Source organism: Bacillus sp. GW821-FHT01G09 (assembly GCF_059422205.1).
Map to the genome: position 1 here is coordinate 235,580 of NZ_JBWKWL010000003.1, position 18,820 is coordinate 254,399.

The window sequence follows — 18,820 nt, forward strand, 5'->3', positions numbered from 1 at the left end:
GTGGTCCCTCCTGAAAAACAATTTATGTATCCAATTCATTCCTCTGATTGCTAGTATCTCCCATAGAAGACGGGAATAAACGTTTTTCCAGAAGAGTTGCATGCAAAAAAACCTCCTGAGTGTTACCACTCAGGAGGTTTGTGCTTATCTTTATGCAGATGTTTTATCTTGACTTACCTCAGTGCCGTCTTTTAATAAGAGGCGAGGAGGCTCTCCGTGTGTCACAGTTGCCCCGGTAATTACACATTTTTCAATGTCATCACGAGAAGGCAGCTCAAACATCACATCAAGCATGATGCCTTCAATGATAGAACGGAGTCCGCGTGCTCCAGTCTTGCGTTCAATTGCTTTTTTAGCAATTTCAGAAAGCGCTTCTTCTTCAAACTCAAGCTCAACGTTGTCAAGCTCAAGCATTTTCTTGAATTGCTTAACAAGAGCGTTTTTCGGTTTTGTTAAGATCGCAACCAATGCTTCTTCGTCAAGCTTTTCAAGGCTTGCAATAACCGGAAGACGTCCGATAAATTCAGGAATTAGCCCGAAACGGAGCAAATCTTCTGGAAGCACTTTTGAAAGAAGATCTTCTTTCTCAAGATCAGCAGCTTTATTGTCGGCACCGAATCCAATCACTTTTTGGCCTAAACGGCGTTTGATGATTTGTTCGATACCATCGAAAGCTCCGCCGCAAATGAACAAAATATTTGTTGTGTCAATTTGAATGAATTCTTGATGAGGATGCTTACGTCCACCTTGAGGCGGCACGCTTGCCACTGTACCCTCAAGAATTTTAAGCAATGCCTGCTGTACACCCTCACCTGACACATCACGTGTGATAGACGGGTTTTCAGATTTTCTAGCCACTTTATCGATTTCATCAATATAGATAATGCCTTTTTCGGCTTTTTCCACATCATAATCAGCAGCTTGGATGAGCTTCAAGAGAATATTCTCTACATCTTCACCCACGTATCCAGCTTCAGTCAAAGATGTAGCGTCTGCAATTGCAAACGGCACATTTAAAATGCGAGCCAATGTTTGCGCCAGAAGGGTTTTACCGCTTCCCGTAGGGCCGATTAATGAAATATTACTTTTTGAAAGCTCAACATCATCAACTTTGCTGTTAGAGTTAATGCGCTTATAGTGATTATACACAGCAACAGCAAGTGATTTCTTCGCTTGATCTTGGCCGATGACATATTCATTCAAAATTTCGCGAATTTCCTGAGGCTTTGGTACGTCTTTAAATTCTACTTCTTCTTCTGTTCCGAGTTCTTCCTCTACAATTTCAGTGCAGAGTTCGATACATTCGTCACATATATATACACCAGGTCCAGCTACAAGCTTACGAACCTGATCTTGTGTTTTTCCACAGAACGAGCATTTTAATTGTCCTTTTTCCTCGTTAAATTTAAACATTCTTTCACCCCTTAATCTTGTCTCACTTTTTCTTTTACCGGCAGAGCAAAAGAAAATGATTCTTGAAACGAACGAGTATGTATTGCATTTTACCATACTTTCCAAAAAGACGGTAACAATGTGTTTCTGACTTGCACATTCTATATGTATGACAAAAAACAGCCCTGCATTAACTATATTGCCCCAAGAAAAAGAGATAACTCATAATTGTACAAAACAAGGCACGAATGATTCGCGCCCTGTTTTATTAGTACTATTATTATGCACCATATTAACGGTTTTCTACAAGAAAATCAATCGCTTTGCGAACTTTTAAATCTTCTTTCATCGCGTCAGTAGAACCGATGGCTTGTTTAATATTTTCAACAGGCATGTTGTATGCTTCAGCCATTTTTGTAAGCTCAGCATCAACTTCCTCATCTGATACTTCAAGGTTTTCCGCTTTCGCAATCGCCTCAAGAGTCAGGTTAGATTTTACGCGTTTTTCAGCATCTTCTTTCATTTGCTCTTTAAGCGCAGCTTCATCTTGGCCTGAGAATTGAGTGTAAAGCTCAAGGTTCATGCCTTGCATTTGCAGACGCTGTTCGAATTCTTTCAGCATGCGGTCAAGCTCAGTGTCGACCATTGCTTGCGGAACATCGATTTCAGCGTTTTCAGAAGCTTTCAGAACAAGCTCTTCACGCAATTTAGCGTCAGCTTCGTTTTCTTTTGCTTCTTCTAAACGTTTCTTTGTTTTTTCAGTTAATTCAGTAAGTGTTTCCACTTCTTCATCGATATCTTTTGCGAATTCATCGTCAAGCTCAGGAAGCTCTTTCGCTTTGATTTCGTGAATTTTCACTTTAAACACAGCTGGTTTGCCTGCAAGCTCTTCAGCGTGGTATTCTTCTGGGAATGTCACTTCAACATCCTTTTCAGCGCCTGCTTCAAGGCCGACTAACTGATCTTCGAAGCCAGGGATGAATGAGCCAGATCCTACTTCAAGAGAGTAGTTTTCAGCTTTTCCGCCTTCGAAAGCTTCGCCGTCAACGAATCCTTCGAAATCAAGAACAACTGTGTTTCCTTCTTCAACAGCGCCTTCTTCTTTTACAACAAGTTCAGCTTGACGCTCTTGAAGAGCTTTTAGTTCGTTTTGAACATCTTCGTCAGTTACAGTTGTGTCGTCTTTTTCAATGCCCAGACCTTTGTATTCGCCAAGCTTCACTTCAGGTTTTACTGTTACTTTCGCAGTGAAGATTAAGCTTTCGCCTTTTTCGATCTTTTCAACATCGATTTCAGGACGGTCTACAGGCTCGATTCCAGCTTCTTCAACCGCTTTAGGGTATTCTACAGGAAGAAGAATATCCAAAGCATCTTGGTAAAGAGCTTCTACGCCAAAGCGCTGTTCGAATAATCCGCGAGGAATTTTACCTTTACGGAATCCAGGAATTGAAACTTGTTTTACTACTTTTTTAAATGCATCATCAAGTGCTGTTTTAAACGTTTCAGCATCAACTTCAACCGTTAAAACGCCTTCGTTGCCTTCTTGTTTTTCCCATTTTACAGACATGTGTTTCCCTCCAAAAATCTATTCAGGTTGTGTCGGTCTTCCATTCTAAAGCAATCATTCGGCTTCGTCCAACAAAAACAAAGCTGCCAAAGATCAGAATCATTATGTATAGATGTTAATAATGAACTGCAAAGCCTGTCCAACCGTATTTCTTATAACCCGTTATACACAAATACAACCACTATATTATAACATAACACATAGCGCTTTCAACTATATGGCGCGATTTACAAATAAGAAATTTCTTCAATATCTTTTAACATTGTGCAAGCTTCATCGAGTTCTCTGTCGGTAAATTCATACATCATATGAAGTTCTTCTCTTTCAATTTCAATTCCGTGCATCTCGTAACCGACTTTATGCAGGGCAGCCGCCCAAAGGTCAGCCGACAGCAATTTCGGCTGGAACGGATATAAAACGTACAAATGTCTTCTCCACAATTCTTCTACTGCCGCATATAAGGTTGGATTTTCATTTCCAAGTGTCTCATCCAGCACCCTGAGAACACGGTGCAGAATCGGGGCGGCATCAGGCAGAACAATCTCAGACGGTTCAATTGTCAACGACTCGCCAAATTTGCTAATGTGTACAGGTTTACTGTACTCATGCTCAGCTAACAGCATGACAATCATTGTTTTGATAATCGGATGGGCTGAGGGGTCTTGGAGGATTGTTTTGAGCAATCCTGTATACTTTGCTACGTTACGGTCTTTTAAGGAATGGATGAGATTCATTTGCTCCTCAGGGCTTGCCAGCACTTTCTCGGTGTCAATTGTATCCTCATATTCTTCGGCCCAAGCCTCGTCCTCACGATCTGGATCGGTCATTTTCCGGCTGAAATCCAGCAGCTTATAAAATTGCTCGGCGCTTTCTGCCGGCAGCTGATTTTCTTCCAAAACGGCTTCAATGGTGCTTTTGACTTCTTCGTACTTTTTGAGCTGAATTAAGATGGTCATGTACACCTGCAAAACCGTAAAATAATGGCCATAACCTTCTTTGAGCATCTTCTCGCACACGCTTTCTGCCTCTTCCAGCTCGCCCAGCTCTAAAAAGCAGATGGCCATCCCTAAGTGAAGATCGGAATCAGTATCATCATATTTCATCGCTTCTGAAAACAGTTCAAGCGCTTCTTGATACTTTTTTTCCTTGAGTGATGACATCCCTTTTTCCACAAGGCGGTCTTTCAGATGAGGAAAAGGAATAATTTTTGCGTTTTTCTTGTCATGCGTCATACCTATATTCCTTTCAGGCATTTATTTTGTTCAAGTGTATCAACACCTGTGAACAAAAACAAGAAATGAAAGGTTTCACCAGGCAAAAAAAGCCGCCGGACAAATACCGGCCGCTTTTTCAGGCTTGAAGCCAAGAGCTTCTTTGTGATTCAAATTGCTTGATTTCATCTTCCAGCAGCAGCGTTAATGAAATTTCATCATATCCGTTGATCAGCATCTCTTTCCAATGCGGATCAACTTCAAATGAAATTTGATTGCCTTCACTGTCATGAATCAGCTGCTTTTCAAGGTCAACAGTCATTTGCAATGACTGGTTTTCATACTGGCCGACAAGCTGTTTCCAATTGTCATATGGCATGCGGATCGGAAGCATGCCGTTTTTAAAGCAGTTCTGATGGAAAATATCAGCGAATGACGGCGCAATGATAATTTTAAACCCATAATCATCAAGTGCCCACGGAGCGTGTTCACGCGATGACCCGCAGCCGAAGTTTTCTCCTGCTATTAAAATGGAAGCTCCTTGATAAACAGGCTGGTTTAATTCAAATTCAGGGTTCGGTTCACCATTCGCATCATATCTCCAGTCAAAGAATGCAAAACGCCCGTAGCCTGTTCTTTCAATCCTCTTCAAAAATTGCTTAGGAATAATCTGGTCTGTATCCACATTGATCCGATTTAATACGGCTGCTTTCCCCGTATGTGATTTCAAAGGTTCCATCTCGCGCACTCCTTACACAACTGTTTTTTCCTGATAAAACTTTCTGACATCAACGAAGTGTCCGTGAATGGCAGCCATCGCAGCCATTGCCGGGCTGACGAGATGTGTTCTTGCACCTTTTCCTTGTCTGCCCTCGAAGTTGCGGTTAGAGGTTGATGCACAGCGCTCTCCCTCAGGAACAACATCATTATTCATACTCAAACACATGCTGCATCCTGACTCTCTCCATTCAAATCCAGCTTCCAAGAAAATCTGGTCAAGCCCTTCTTTTTCAGCCTGAAGCTTCACGCTTTGGGATCCGGGCACGACGATGGCCCTTACGCTGTCAGCTACCTTCTTCCCTTTGATCATGTCAGCAGCCTGTCGAAGGTCAGTCATGCGGGAATTTGTGCAGGAACCGATAAATACGTGCTCCACTTTAATGTCTTCAATTTTCTGATGAGGAGTCAGTCCCATATATTCATAAGCGCGAATCGCTTCTTTTTTATCATCTTCTGCAGAAAAGCTTTCCGGCGCAGGAACTTCAGAATCGACAGGAAGAACCATTCCCGGGTTAATGCCCCATGTCACCATAGGGGAAATTTTGTTGCCGTCAAGGACGATAGATTTATCGTAAACAGCGCCCGGGTCTGTGCGCAGCGCCTTCCATTCCTCTACGGCCTTGTCAAATTCTTCGCCTTTTGGCGTGTACTTGCGATTTTTGCAATATTCAAACGTCACCTCGTCAGGTGCAATCAAACCTGCTCTTGCTCCTGCTTCAATTGACATGTTACAAACAGTCATTCGTTCATCCATCGTCATATTTCTGAATACTTCCCCAGTGTATTCAATGACGTAGCCTGTGCCGAATTTAACACCGTATTTGCCGATGACAGCAAGGATGACATCCTTTGCCGTTACCCCTTTTTGAAGCGTTCCATCTACGCGCACTTCAAGTGTTTTTGGACGTTGCTGCCAAAGTGTCTGTGTGGAAAGGACATGTTCAACTTCACTCGTCCCGATTCCAAATGCAAGAGCGCCGAAAGCGCCATGTGTTGATGTATGACTGTCACCGCACACAATCGTTTTCCCTGGAAGCGTTAAGCCCAGTTCAGGGCCAACGACATGGACAATCCCTTGATCCACGCTGTGAAGATCGGCAAGGCGCACGCCAAATTCCTCACAGTTTCTTTCAAGCGCCGTTACTTGGCGTTTCGCAACTTCATCCTTTATCTCAAAACGATTGACAGTTGGGATGTTGTGGTCCATTGTCGCAAATGTGTTTTGGGGTCTTCTGACCTTTCTTCCCTTTTGTCTCAAACCTTCAAATGCCTGAGGAGACGTCACCTCATGAATGAGGTGCAAATCAATATAGAGAAGATCCGGCTTTCCCTCACCATGTTTTACAATATGCTGATCCCAAATCTTTTCGATGATTGTTCGAGGCATCATCTTTTATTTCCTCCCTCTACCTAGAGCTAAGACCGCTTAACGTAAGCTGTCACACATTAGAAATTGTATTTTCACTCATGATTGCTGCCTTAACTTCCTCTGTAATGGCCTGAGTGCTGCTGAACTCTTCACCCCGTGCCAAGTCTCTTGTTCTTTTTCCGGAAGCCAAGACTTTGTTTACCGCATCTTCTACAGCTTTCGCTTCCTCTTCAAGCCCGAAAGATGTTCTCAAAAGCATTGCCGCTGACAATATGGCTGCGAACGGATTTGCCATCCCTTTACCGGCAATATCAGGCGCGGAGCCATGAACAGGTTCAAACAGATGAAGACCAGAGCTTGATAGGCTGGCTGACGGGAGCATTCCGAGCGAGCCTGTAAGCATGGACGCTTCATCGCTTAAAATATCACCGAACATATTTTCAGTCACCACAACATCAAATTGATTCGGTGCATAAATTAGCTGCATGGCCGCGTTATCCACAAGCATGTGCTCAAGCTTCACATCAGGAAACTCTTGTGCAACGTCCTCAGCCACTTCACGCCACAGCCGGCTTGATTCAAGAACATTCGCTTTATCTACAGAGGTCACTTTGCCTTTTCTGGCTGCCGCCATTTTGAAGCCCTCTCTGATCACCCGTTCAATTTCCGTTCGCTTATAAAACAGTGTATCTACTGCTTCCTGCTCACCTTCAGTGTTTACATAGCGTTTGCTCGGCTGGCCGAAATACAAGCCGCCTGTGAGCTCACGAACGATAACGAAATCAACATTATCTATATATTCTTTTTTCAAAGGCGAAGCGTCAGAAAGGCTTTCAAATACCTTCACAGGCCGCAAATTCGCAAACAAATCAAGCTGTTTTCTGATGCTGAGCAGCCCTTTTTCCGGTCTCAGTTCCGAAGGATTTTGATCCCATTTCGGTCCGCCGACAGCGCCAAGCAATATCGCGTCTGCATTTTTACAAGCAGCAACGGTTTCCTCCGGGAGGGGGTTATGATGTTCATCAATAGCCGCCCCTCCAATCAGGCCATATTCAAATTCAAATTCATGGTTAAAGCGTTCGGCAACACTTTTCAGTACGTCTGTCGCTGATTCTAATACTTCAGGGCCGATCCCGTCTCCGGGCAATAGAGCAATACGTTTCTTCAAGTTAACCGTTCTCCTTTCTTTTATGATCCGACAGCTGTGTGATTTTTCAACCCGCTCATATTCGACTGGAAAACCAATTGACGGTTTACTGCGTTCAAATAGGCTTTCGCTGATGCTTCTAATACGTCTTGCGCTATGCCCCGCCCTGCCGATTCTTTTCCGTTCACCAAAACTCTTACATACACCTGGGCAAATGCATCTTCGCCTTTTCTGTTAGACTGAATGCGGTAGTCTAAGAGCTCCACGTCCTTATCGATGCAGCGCTCAAGCGTATTGTAGATTGCTTCCACGCTTCCAGCTCCAGTTGCAGCTTCCTGAATAAGCTCTGCGTTTTCTTGATTTTTCAAAGAAAGAGTAGCCGTAGGGACCTGACTTGTTCCGTAATGTACTTGCAGAGAAAGAAATTCATACCCAATCTTGCGATCTGTTACTTTTTCTTCTAAAATAAGAGAAACAAGATCCTCATCAGTGATTTCTTTTTTCTTCTCAGTCAACTCTTTGAACATCATAAAGAATTTATTAATCTCTTCACTGTCAAATTGGAATCCTAAAGCAGTCAGCCGGTCTTTAAATGCGTGGCGTCCGGAATGTTTACCTAGGACAAGCGCATCTGCGGTTACGCCGACAAGCTCCGGTGAAATAATTTCATAAGTCGATTTTTCCTTTAAAAAGCCGTCCTGATGGATGCCTGATTCATGAGCAAATGCATTATCTCCAACAACCGCTTTGTTGCGCGGGACAGCCATGCCTGTCAGTTTGCTTACTAAATCACTTGTTCTCTTAATCTCGTTCAGTGTAATACCTGTTTCGACTTGGTAGAAATCTTTTCTGGTATGGAGGGCTACGGCAATTTCCTCTAATGCCGCGTTTCCGGCTCTTTCACCGATCCCGTTCACAGCGCATTCGATTTGATCAGCGCCATTTTCAATCGCAGCAAGAGAGTTTGCGACTGCCATTCCCAAATCATCATGACAGTGGGCTGAAAGCTTTGCTTTGTGAATGTTCGGAACGTTTTCTTTCATATATTTGAAGATATTTCCGTATTCCGCCGGGGCCAGGTAGCCGACAGTGTCCGGAAGATTGATAACACTGGCGCCTGCGTCAATCACTTTCTCGACGATTTCTGCTAGAAACGGCAGTTCAGTGCGGCAGGCATCTTCCGCTGACCATTGCACAATCGGAAAACGTTCTTTTGCGTATGTCACCATTTCAACCGCTCTTTCAATGACTTGCTCACGTGTCATTTTCAGCTTGTGCTTCAAATGAATGTCCGATGTGGCGATAAAAACATGAATTCTCGGATGAGCACCTTCTTTTAACGCTTCCCAAGCAGCATCAATATCACCTTTTACACAACGGGCCAGACCAGTTACTGAACAATTTTTAATGGTTCTTGCGATTTCCTGAACAGCTAAAAAGTCACCTCGGGACGAAGCGGGAAATCCCGCTTCAATGATATCTGCCCCGAGTCTTTCGAGCTGCTTAGCTATGGCAAGTTTCTCCTGTGTATTCAAGTTCACTCCAGGGGACTGTTCACCATCACGAAGCGTCGTATCGAAAAAATTAATTTTGCGCAACGGAGACCACCGCTTCCTTCTTCTTGCCTTGTTTCACAAACGGCATCATTTCACGAAGCTTTCTTCCCACTACTTCGATTTGATGTTCGTTCTCGCTTGCATTGATAGCGTTGAAACGAGGACGGTTTACTTGGTTTTCGACGATCCACTCTTTTGCGAATGTACCGTTTTGGATATCTTTTAATACTTCTTTCATAGATTCTTTTACTTTAGCGTCCACAACGCGAGGACCTGATACGAAATCTCCCCACTGTGCTGTGTCAGAGATTGAATATCTCATTCCTGCAAGTCCTTCTTCGTACATAAGGTCTACGATTAATTTCAGCTCATGAAGGCACTCGAAGTATGCAAGTTCAGGCTGATAACCTGCTTCAGTTAATGTTTCAAATCCGGCTTTGACAAGCGCGCTTAATCCGCCGCAAAGAACTGCTTGCTCACCGAACAAATCTGTTTCTGTTTCTTCTTTAAATGTCGTTTCTAATACGCCCGCTCTTGCGCCGCCGATTCCTTTTGCATATGCGAGGGCTTTGTCTCTTGCTTCTCCAGTCACATCTTGATAGATTGCGAACAATGCAGGTACGCCAGCTCCTTGCTCATATGTTCTTCTGACCAAGTGTCCCGGTCCTTTAGGCGCCACTAAGAATACATCTACATCCGCCGGAGGAACAATTTGATGGAAATGCACGTTAAATCCATGAGCAAATACTAATGATTTTCCTGCTGTCAATTCATCTTTGATTTCAGCTTCGTAAACTTTTTGCTGCTGCTCATCCGGAAGCAGAACCATGATGATTTCGGCTTGGGCTGCCGCTTCTTTTACTGAAAATACTTTATGTCCGTCTTCTTGGGCTTGAGTGAAAGATTTTCCTTGTCTAACACCGACGATCACGTCTACTCCGCTTTCTTTAAGGTTCAGGGCATGTGCGTGGCCTTGCGAACCGTACCCGATAACCGCTACTGTTTTTCCAGCCAATACGTTCTCTTTGATATCACCGTTATAATATACTTTTACCATTTTAATCTCTCCCTTGTTATGTTTTATACAATAGATATTGTTTTATTGGATGACGCCTTTTGCTGGGTTCCCCTCGCAAAAGCCGTTGTACCTGTTCTCGCGATTTCTTTAATGCCATAAGGTTTCAATAACTCAATAAGCGCTTCAATTTTGTTAGATTCACCTGTCACCTGAACAACGATGCTGTCTCTGCTGACATCAACGACAGAGGCTCTAAACGGTTCTATGATTCCATTAATCTCTGTTCTCGTTGAAGGTGCGGAGACAACCTTGATTAAGGCCAGCTCCCTCTGGACAATCGATTGATTTGTGATGTCTGTGACTTTCAGCACATCAATCTGTTTGTTGAGCTGTTTTGTTAACTGTTCAACATCATTTTCTCCTTCAACATGAACGACGAAGGTGATTCTGGAAACGCCGGCTGTTTCTGTGTGTCCAACTGTAATGCTTTCAATGTTGTAATGCCTTTTTGTGAATAGACCGGTGATCCGGTTTAACACCCCGGAGCGGTTCACCACAGTCAATGTGATAATTCTTTTCAAGGTTTCACCCCCACCATTTCATGCAGCCCTTTCCCCGGAGCCACCATCGGGAATACTTTTTCTTCGCTGGCAACCCGCACGTCAATGACAACAGGTTCTCTTGATGTTAATGCCTCTTCCAGCTTTTCCTTTGCTTCCGCTTCTGATGAAATTCTGATGCCTTTAATGCCGTATGCTTCGGACAATTTGACGAAGTCAGGCTGAGAAGCGAATTTAGATTCTGAATAACGTTCTTCATAAAAAATTTCCTGCCACTGTCTGACCATTCCGAGACAAGCGTTATTTAAAATCACTACCTTGACCGGAAGATTTAATTCGCGAATAACATCGAGTTCTTGAAGCGTCATTTGGAATCCGCCGTCTCCGACAACCGCGACAACAGTAGCATCTTTTTCGGCCAGCTGTGCGCCGATCGCCGCCGGAAGACCGAATCCCATCGTTCCAAGTCCGCCTGACGTGACCCATTTATCTGCTTTTTGGAACGGATAAAATTGCGCTGACCACATTTGATGCTGGCCTACATCTGTTGCGACAATGGCCTCTCCTTTTGTAAATTGATGAATATATTCAATCAATTTCTGAGGTTTAAAACCTTCTTCTTCATTATCTACATACCAGAGCGGATACTCTTCTTTCCATTCTGCGAGCTGTTTTTTCCATTCGCTTGAATCGCTTTGTTTGCCGTCTTGTTTGATCAGCTCCTGCAGGACAATTTTGCTGTCTCCGACTACAGGAATCTGTGTTTTCATGATTTTTCCGATTTCAGCTGGATCAATATCGATGTGGGCTATCTTTGCGTTTCTGGCAAAGTGTTTCAGGTTTCCTGTGACACGGTCATCAAAACGGGCGCCGATACTGATTAATAGATCACATTCATGAAGGGCCATATTGGCTGTATAAGTACCGTGCATTCCCGCCATCCCTAGGAAAAGCGGATGGTCAGCCGGGAAGCCTCCGAGCCCCAAAAGGGTGTGTGCCACAGGGATTTGCTGCTGTTCAGCATAATTTTTTAATTCTTCTGACGCTTTTCCGTGCAGTACGCCCGCACCCGCCAGGATCACCGGTTTTTTCGCACTGCTCACGGCTTCCACAAGCTTGCGGATCTGCAAATAATTCGGCTCTGTTGTCGGCTGGTATCCCGGGAGATTCATCTCATGATCGTAGCTGAATTCTCCTTCAATTGTTGCTACATCTTTCGGAATATCAATCAATACAGGTCCGGGTCTTCCAGTTGTTGCAATATGGAACGCTTCTTTAATGATGCGCGGCAGATCTTCCGGCTGGCGAACCTGGTAGCTGTGTTTTGTTACTGGCATCGTAATCCCTAAAATGTCTGCTTCCTGAAATGCATCGCTCCCGATTACAGAGGTTGCTACCTGCCCTGTAAAGACAACTAACGGCAATGAATCAATCATGGCATCAGCAAGGCCTGTAACAAGGTTTGTCGCTCCCGGCCCTGACGTGGCAATGACGACACCCGGTTTTCCGGAGACCCTTGCGTATCCCTCCGCTGCATGAATTGCTCCTTGTTCGTGACGGGGAAGGATATGTACCAACCCTGAATTGTATAGCTTATCGTAAATCGGAAGCACAGCCCCACCCGGATAACCGAAGATCATTTCTACTTTCTCTTTTTTTAATGATTCAATCAGCATTAATGCTCCGCTCATCGTCTGTGTACATTTGGCAGATGCTGAATCCACCTGTACATTAGTCCCCATTTTAGTTCCTCCTTTTGGATTTACATCCTTTAAAGATCATCTTTTCATTAGCTAGATAGCTGATTATTCAATAAAAAAAGCCCTTCCGCCCACAATCAGCCGCGCAGTGAATGCGATAGCCAAAAGGGGCGAAAAGGCTCTTCTTTCCGCGGTACCACCCTTGTTTACGGCCTGTCATACGGCCGTCTCATGGATATTTCTATCCGCTTTAATAACGAGTGAATCAAGTCCACCCGGCCAAGTCCTACTATGGTTTCAGACTGGCACTCTGAGGCGAGTTCACCTTGTAAAGCTTCGCCGGTTCTCAGCTAACCCGGTTCTCTGTGGAAAACTTCAGCAAGGCTACTTATCCTCATCTGCGCTTTTCATATTCAGCCTTCGGAACGGCTTTCCAGCTGTTCAAGAAGGTCGTTCGTTTTTCATTTTTTTAGAATCATACTGCGATGATTTTCGCTTGTGAAGCTTGCGTTTATCTTTTGTTGAACTCATATTACGCCGCTTTGGACGCAGTGTCAACAGCATTTTTTAAAATTATTAGACAATTTTGATTAATCAATCTATATTGTATACGCTTTCATTATTGGTACAAAAGGAATTGCAAATGTTAAAAGTTTTTATAATTTTTTTATTAATCTATCAAGAATACACCAGAATTATTTAATTTTATATAAACATGTAAGATTTTATAACACGCTATGGTTCGTATATGGATTGAGTCTGACAGATCATCTTGCAATCCATTTCAAGTTCGGATAGGCACCCCTATTATTCCCCGGCATACATTAATGGTATCTTGCAAAGAAAAGGTGATACGATGAATAAATCATTAGCAGACATGCAAGGATTCCCTGCAGGCTTTCCAAGCTTCCCGAGCTTTCCGCAGCAGTATTATCCTGCTGTCCCTCCCTTTTACCAGCAAAGCCATCAGCCATTTGGAGGCTACGGATACGGACAGCCGTTCAGCCAGGCATATAGCCCGTTGACCACTCCCTCTGCTATGTACTCCTCTTATCCATACACTTCAGACTTTTTCGGGCAGCAATTTTCAGGCACTGGCTTCAGCGGCCATAGCGGCGGGTTCAGTATTCCGGCGACACATGTCGGCGGTTTTAGCGGAACAGCCGGTGTGCATGGAGGCTTTAGATATTAAAGAAAACTGCAAGGGCCGAACAACGATTTCGGCCTCTTTGTTGCTTTCAAGCATCTTTTGCAACTCATACATTCCAAAAGTGCTTCAATACTGTCAGATTTTCTGTCTTTATAGTTGGAAACAGGATGGAATATGATTAAGATGAATGTTTGAGGAGGAATAAAATGTATATAAAACTAGATGATTTAACTGGTCATCAGGTGGTTTCACTGGTGAAGGAGCATTTACATAGCATGACGCTTATGTCCCCGCCGGAAAGCATCCATGCCTTAGGTTTAGAGAAACTAAGAGGCCCTGGAATAACATTTTGGAGTGCATGGGAGGGTGATGAACTAGCTGGCTGCGGAGCGCTAAAAGAACTAGACACCCGGCATGGAGAAATCAAATCAATGCGAACATCTGCATCACATTTAAGAAAAGGCGTTGCCAAACAAATTCTCCAGCATATCATTGAAGAAGCTGGAAAGCGAGGCTATGAGCGGTTAAGCTTAGAAACGGGTTCAATGGCTTCATTTGAGCCGGCAAGAAAGTTGTATGAAAGCTTCGATTTTCAGTACTGTGAACCGTTTGCAGACTATGTTGAAGATCCAAACAGTGTGTTTATAACGAAGGAATTGTGAGACGATTTTATAAGGATAGATAAGTGCAGGGGAAGGTCTGTCTATCTCTTACCGTTTTCCCTTCTAAAGTTTAATAGAGTAAGTCAACAAAAACCATCCAGCATTGCATTGGATGGTTTTTGGGTGGTTTATTTATATTTATTTACTTCGTACATCAAGATGTTTTTAAACACAACATAATCCTTTTTACTCTCAAAAGGCCCTTTGTTGTTGTCATGCTCATCTATTTCATAAAAGCCTGGTCCCTCTCCGGCATCACGCTGCTTGTACCATTTGAGGAATCCGTTCACTTCTTTCATAGACAGCTGATATTCTTTTTGCAAACCGTTTACCATGGTGACAACAAGAAGGGCGTCTCCGTCTTCTGCTGAGTTATCCTCAGAAGGGGTTGTTGATCCTTTGTCCTTATCTCCTGAATTGCCTTCAGAAGGGGTTGTTGATCCTTTATCCTTATCTCCCGGAGTTTCCTCTGAATCGGATGGTATGTTTAAATCTTTTAACGAAATAGATATAACTGATTTAATTTTAGCATTTGCATATCCACCAACAAAACTTGATGTCTCCTCCCTTCCACCGATGACGTAAAGCGTATCATCAATAATGGCAGAAGAATGCGCCATTCTGTATAGTGCTTTCGGATTTGTCACCGCTGTAGCTGATTGACTTTTAGGATCGTACACCTTAATTCGATTAACACCTCCAGTCATCAGAATTTTTCCTTTGTAAGCAAGAGCAGAATAATACCCTGCTGTGAATCCTTTACCATTTTCTGCCCAGGTGTCTTTTTCTGGATCATAAACATAAACGATTTGGGGAATATAATGCGTTCCGCCAAGAATATATAGTTTATTATCAATTACTGCAGTAGAAGCTCCGGTTACATCATAATTTAATTTTTGTTTTTTCTCCCATTTCTTCGTTTCTAGATCATAACTGTAAGTCGTTGCATACGAGTTACTTGCAGAACCTACAACATAAATTTTCTTTCCAATAGCTTCTGCATAAATCTTATAGGCTGGAATCTTTCTTTCAAAAGGAAGATCATCTAATTTTTCCCACGTGTCTTTTTTTGGATCATATACTTCTATTGTGTTGACAGCTCCATCGTTTGACATTCCGCCCAAGACATAAATTTTCCCATCTACAGTAACTGATGCAGCTCCCCCCCTCGCTGTTGGCATGTCGGCTTTTCTTGTCCATTCATTTGTTTTAGGATCATAGACAAACGTTTGATTCCCATAAGTACCAGGTTTTACAGTTCCTCCACCTATCACATATATCTTTCCATCTACTACACCGCTGCTTGCACCGACACGCGGCTCAGGCAAATCTGCTCTTTCTTTCCATTCAACTGTTTCCGCGCTAACTGTTTGGAGCGATTGAAACAGCGTAATAACGAATAAGAAAAAAACAACGAACCATTTTTTCAAAAGAAAACACTCCTTTATTTAATTGTTTCACATAACAAATATCGGCATGACTATGAATTTTTTCATATCTTTTCCTGTATATTCATTTTTCAGGAAATTCCAATTAAAGTTTTCTCTAAAAAACTCGGATGTTTTCAATTTTGTTTAATTCAAAGAACAGCGGGAAATACAAAACACATGAACGATATCATGCAAATTCATAAAGGAGGAGATTGATATGAAAAGCATAGTTGGTGTATATGAAACTCCGCAGGAAACCATCGCAGCGATTGAAGGCTTACTCACAAAAGGCTATGATTCTGATGACATTTCTGTTGTGACAAGCCGGCGAGATACAGATTATTTGGAGTCACGTACAGGAACAGAAGTCAATCAAGCTATCGATGCACATCAGGACGAATCTGAATCTTTTTTCGATAAACTGAAAGATTATTTCACAATGGATGATACTGCTACACACAGCAAAGCATTATCCGATTTGGATATTAAAACTGATGAAATAGACAAGTATCAAGAAGATTTGGATGACGGAAAACTTCTGGTAGCCGTCGATACAGATGCAGATGTAAATGCTCCTATTGATAACGGCAATGCCCTTTCAGGCGGCTTTTCAAGCACAAATGAAATGGCGGATTATACAACGAAAGAAGAAAAAACGATGCCGCTCCGAGAAGAACAGCTGAAAGTCGATAAGGAAGACGTTCAAACCGGCGAAGTAGAAATAGGAAAAGAAGTGAAAACAGAAAAAAGAGATATGGACATTCCGGTGAGACATGATGAAATTTATGTCGAACGCCGTCCAGTGGATGAAAATAAAACAGACGCTGCTCCCGTCAACGATTCGGAAGAGATCAGAGTTCCAATCGTTGAGGAAAAGCTGGAAGTGACTAAAAAACCGGTTGTCACTGATGAAGTGGTTGTCGGCAAACGCACCGTTGAAGAAAATGAACATATTTCTGAAACTGTGAAAAAAGAAGAACCTCGTCTGAATAAAGAAGGAAAAGTTGACGGCTTGAATGATGATCCGTTAAATAACAAATGAAAATCATAGACCGACAACAAAAAACCTCAAATCCAATTAGGATTTGAGGTTTTTCTTTTGGTACGTCCCAGGAGAGATTCGAACTCCCGACCGACGGCTTAGAAGGCCGTTGCTCTATCCAGCTGAGCTACTGGGACACGTTTTGTTTTTTGTTTTTCGCTTTAACTATCAGCGACAAGATTTATTATATATGGGATGCAATAATAAGTCAACGGTTTTTTAGAATTTTTTTCATGAGGAAGAAAATTTTCTTCCTCATGACATTTTCATAGTGTGACTCGATTTTGCAGATCCTCAATTTCATTGCCTGCTTGGTCGTAAAAACGGACTGACGCAGCATCATTTTCTAATGTCAGTATAGCATAGCTTTCTGTCCTGCGCACCCTCGGAAGCCGGATGCTGCCTGGGTTAATCATCAGTTTTCCGCGCAGCACTTCGCTGCCCGCGATGTGCGAATGCCCGAAGCAGATAACATCCGCTCCGAGCTCCTCTGCACGATAGTATACGTTTAACAAGGTCTGTTTTATACCGTGAAGGTGGCCGTGTGTGACCAGTATTTTTCTTGAGCCGGCAGTCAGAAGAAGCTCGTCCTTAAAATCGCCGGCAAAATCGCAATTGCCTTTTACAACCGCATAAGGCTCCAATGCAGGATGCCTCGTTTCAAGCTCAGAGTCCCCGCAATGAATCATGAGATCAACTTCTGCCTCATGCCGTTTCGCAATGGTTTGGAGTTCTTCTTCAAGCCCATGGCTGTCACTGATAATCAGCACGTTCATGTACAAGCTTCCTCCTTATGCCTCCAAAAGCTTAGACAGCTTTTTAAGCGCGTCAGCCCTATGGCTGATTTTATTTTTTTCATCACTTGTCAGTTCAGCCATTGTCTTATCTTTATCTTTCACGATAAAGATTGGGTCATAGCCAAAGCCATATTCTCCTCTCGGTTCTTCGGCAATATACCCTTCAACATGGCCTTCGACTGTTTTTGTTTCCTCACCGGGAATACTCACGGCCAGTGCGCAGCGGAAACGGGCGGTGCGCTGTTCTTTTTCGATACCTTTCAGCTCGCTGAGCACTTTTTCGATATTTGCCTGGTCGTCTTTCTGTTCCCCTGCATAGCGGGCTGAATAAACCCCGGGCCTGCCGCCAAGATTATCGATGGATAGACCGGAGTCGTCCGCAATCACCATTTTGTTCACTGCTTTGGCAACAGCTTCCGCTTTCAGAATGGCATTTTCTTCAAATGTATGGCCTGTTTCTTCAATTTCTTCAGTGAATCCAATTTCAGCTAAAGATTTGACATCATAGCCTCTTGGCTCAAGAATTTCTTTGAATTCCTTCACTTTTCCCGGATTATGTGTTGCAATAATTGCTTCTTTCATGATGATCAAGCCTTTCTGTCTTTATTTCAGTTCTGGCAGAGAATCACCCAGCACTTCTTTTTGCTTGTCAATCAGCTCTTGAATTCCTTTTTCTGCAAGACCCAGAAGACCGTTCAGATCCTCTCTTGAAAAAGTCGCCTCTTCCCCGGTTCCCTGCAGTTCCACAAAACGGCCGCTGCCTGTCATGATGACATTCATGTCAACTTCAGCGGAGGAATCTTCTTCATAATTTAAATCTAACAAAATTCCCTGTTCCTTATCAATTCCAACAGAGATCGCAGCAAGAAAATCAGTGATCGGATTTGTCTTGATTGTTCCTGCTTTGATCAGCTTGCCAATCGCAATCGCCATAGCAAGAAATGCGCCTGTAATGGAAGCTGTTCTAGTTCCTCCATCAGCTTGAATGACATCACAGTCAATCCAAATCGTCCGTTCACCGAGCTTTTCCAGATCTACAACAGCTCGAAGCGCGCGGCCGATCAGGCGTTGGATCTCCATTGTTCTGCCGGAAATTTTCCCCTTAGAAGATTCTCTGATTGTTCTTTGGTTTGTTGCCCGCGGCAGCATGCTGTACTCTGCTGTAATCCAGCCTTTCCCTCCGCCCCGCAAAAACGGCGGTACGCGGTCCTCAACAGACGCGTTGCAGATTACCTTTGTATTCCCTGCTGTTATTAGAACAGAACCTTCCGGATGGCTGATAAAATCCAAATCGAATGTGATTGAACGCAGCTCATCGTGTTGTCTTCCGTCATGTCTCATGTTTTACCTCCGATTGTATGTACATAAACCATTTTTGTCCCGGAATTGAATAAAGAAAGAGGCAGCCGGAACGCTAACCTCTTTCTTTCTAGTATATC

General features: G+C 43.2%; 17 protein-coding genes, 1 tRNA gene and 1 other annotated feature. Of the genes, 3 read left to right on the top strand and 15 right to left on the bottom strand.

Features of this window, described 5'->3' with window-relative positions; translation table 11 throughout:
• Positions 1-150: 150 nt before the first annotated feature.
• The 10 genes from clpX to ilvB all read right to left on the bottom strand — a co-directional run bounded on the left by clpX (position 151) and on the right by ilvB (position 12,342).
• Positions 151-1,413 (bottom strand): ATP-dependent protease ATP-binding subunit ClpX, encoded by a 1,263-nt coding sequence (gene clpX, locus AC07VD_RS11880; protein WP_003229613.1) that lies wholly within the window; start codon positions 1,411-1,413, stop codon positions 151-153.
• 271 nt (positions 1,414-1,684) lie between these two features.
• Entirely contained in the window at positions 1,685-2,959 is a 1,275-nt protein-coding gene (gene tig / locus AC07VD_RS11885; protein ID WP_494721783.1) for a trigger factor, read from the bottom strand.
• A gap of 227 nt (positions 2,960-3,186) precedes the next feature.
• A complete protein-coding gene (ddcA, locus tag AC07VD_RS11890; RefSeq protein ID WP_494721782.1) occupies positions 3,187-4,191 on the bottom strand; it encodes a DNA damage checkpoint antagonist DdcA in 1,005 nt (334 codons plus the stop codon).
• A 118-nt stretch (positions 4,192-4,309) separates the two neighbouring features.
• Positions 4,310-4,909: a 3-isopropylmalate dehydratase small subunit gene (gene leuD, locus AC07VD_RS11895; protein ID WP_014480472.1), complete on the bottom strand. Its 600-nt coding sequence runs from the start codon at positions 4,907-4,909 to the stop codon at positions 4,310-4,312.
• 12 nt (positions 4,910-4,921) lie between these two features.
• Complete coding sequence (gene leuC, locus AC07VD_RS11900) at positions 4,922-6,340, bottom strand: 3-isopropylmalate dehydratase large subunit (RefSeq protein ID WP_003229604.1); 1,419 nt, start codon at positions 6,338-6,340, stop codon at positions 4,922-4,924.
• 49 nt (positions 6,341-6,389) lie between these two features.
• The gene (gene leuB, locus AC07VD_RS11905; protein WP_015251530.1) at positions 6,390-7,487 is read right to left on the bottom strand and encodes a 3-isopropylmalate dehydrogenase; all 1,098 of its coding nucleotides are present in this window, start codon (positions 7,485-7,487) and stop codon (positions 6,390-6,392) included.
• A 20-nt stretch (positions 7,488-7,507) separates the two neighbouring features.
• The gene (locus AC07VD_RS11910; protein ID WP_042975034.1) at positions 7,508-9,064 is read right to left on the bottom strand and encodes a 2-isopropylmalate synthase; all 1,557 of its coding nucleotides are present in this window, start codon (positions 9,062-9,064) and stop codon (positions 7,508-7,510) included.
• Complete coding sequence (gene ilvC, locus AC07VD_RS11915; RefSeq protein ID WP_003222549.1) at positions 9,051-10,079, bottom strand: ketol-acid reductoisomerase; 1,029 nt, start codon at positions 10,077-10,079, stop codon at positions 9,051-9,053. The genes AC07VD_RS11910 and ilvC overlap by 14 nt, the downstream gene beginning before the upstream one ends.
• A gap of 23 nt (positions 10,080-10,102) precedes the next feature.
• Positions 10,103-10,621 carry an acetolactate synthase small subunit gene (gene ilvN / locus AC07VD_RS11920; protein WP_004399096.1) on the bottom strand — a complete coding sequence of 173 codons (519 nt, stop codon included), beginning with the start codon at positions 10,619-10,621 and terminating at the stop codon, positions 10,103-10,105.
• Positions 10,618-12,342, bottom strand: a complete 1,725-nt coding sequence (gene ilvB, locus AC07VD_RS11925; protein ID WP_015251528.1) for an acetolactate synthase large subunit — start codon at positions 12,340-12,342, stop codon at positions 10,618-10,620. The genes ilvN and ilvB overlap by 4 nt, the downstream gene beginning before the upstream one ends.
• Positions 12,343-12,463: 121 nt before the next feature.
• Positions 12,464-12,710: a binding site (T-box leader), on the bottom strand.
• Between the two features lie 446 nt (positions 12,711-13,156).
• On the opposite strand from ilvB, the gene cotQ reads away from it, so the two are divergent.
• Both cotQ and AC07VD_RS11935 read left to right on the top strand, forming a co-directional pair.
• Positions 13,157-13,492 (top strand): inner spore coat protein CotQ, encoded by a 336-nt coding sequence (gene cotQ / locus AC07VD_RS11930; RefSeq protein ID WP_038827685.1) that lies wholly within the window; start codon positions 13,157-13,159, stop codon positions 13,490-13,492.
• A 164-nt stretch (positions 13,493-13,656) separates the two neighbouring features.
• Positions 13,657-14,112: a GNAT family N-acetyltransferase gene (locus AC07VD_RS11935; RefSeq protein ID WP_494721781.1), complete on the top strand. Its 456-nt coding sequence runs from the start codon at positions 13,657-13,659 to the stop codon at positions 14,110-14,112.
• A gap of 128 nt (positions 14,113-14,240) precedes the next feature.
• Here the strand turns inward: AC07VD_RS11935 and AC07VD_RS11940 are convergent, their stop codons facing one another.
• Positions 14,241-15,542: a Kelch repeat-containing protein gene (locus tag AC07VD_RS11940; protein WP_124058799.1), complete on the bottom strand. Its 1,302-nt coding sequence runs from the start codon at positions 15,540-15,542 to the stop codon at positions 14,241-14,243.
• Positions 15,543-15,759: 217 nt separating this feature from the next.
• Between AC07VD_RS11940 and AC07VD_RS11945 the strand changes: the two genes are divergently transcribed.
• A complete protein-coding gene (locus AC07VD_RS11945; RefSeq protein ID WP_124058801.1) occupies positions 15,760-16,584 on the top strand; it encodes a YsnF/AvaK domain-containing protein in 825 nt (274 codons plus the stop codon).
• A 63-nt stretch (positions 16,585-16,647) separates the two neighbouring features.
• On the opposite strand, the gene AC07VD_RS11950 is transcribed toward AC07VD_RS11945, so the two are convergent.
• The 4 genes from AC07VD_RS11950 to rph form a co-directional block, all read right to left on the bottom strand.
• A tRNA-Arg gene (locus tag AC07VD_RS11950) sits at positions 16,648-16,721 on the bottom strand.
• Positions 16,722-16,850: 129 nt separating this feature from the next.
• Complete coding sequence (locus tag AC07VD_RS11955) at positions 16,851-17,360, bottom strand: metallophosphoesterase (RefSeq protein ID WP_017697219.1); 510 nt, start codon at positions 17,358-17,360, stop codon at positions 16,851-16,853.
• A 15-nt stretch (positions 17,361-17,375) separates the two neighbouring features.
• Positions 17,376-17,972, bottom strand: a complete 597-nt coding sequence (locus AC07VD_RS11960) for an XTP/dITP diphosphatase (RefSeq protein ID WP_015251523.1) — start codon at positions 17,970-17,972, stop codon at positions 17,376-17,378.
• A 12-nt stretch (positions 17,973-17,984) separates the two neighbouring features.
• On the bottom strand, positions 17,985-18,722 hold the full coding sequence (gene rph / locus AC07VD_RS11965) for a ribonuclease PH (protein WP_124058803.1): 738 nt from the start codon (positions 18,720-18,722) through the stop codon (positions 17,985-17,987).
• Positions 18,723-18,820 lie beyond the last annotated feature (98 nt).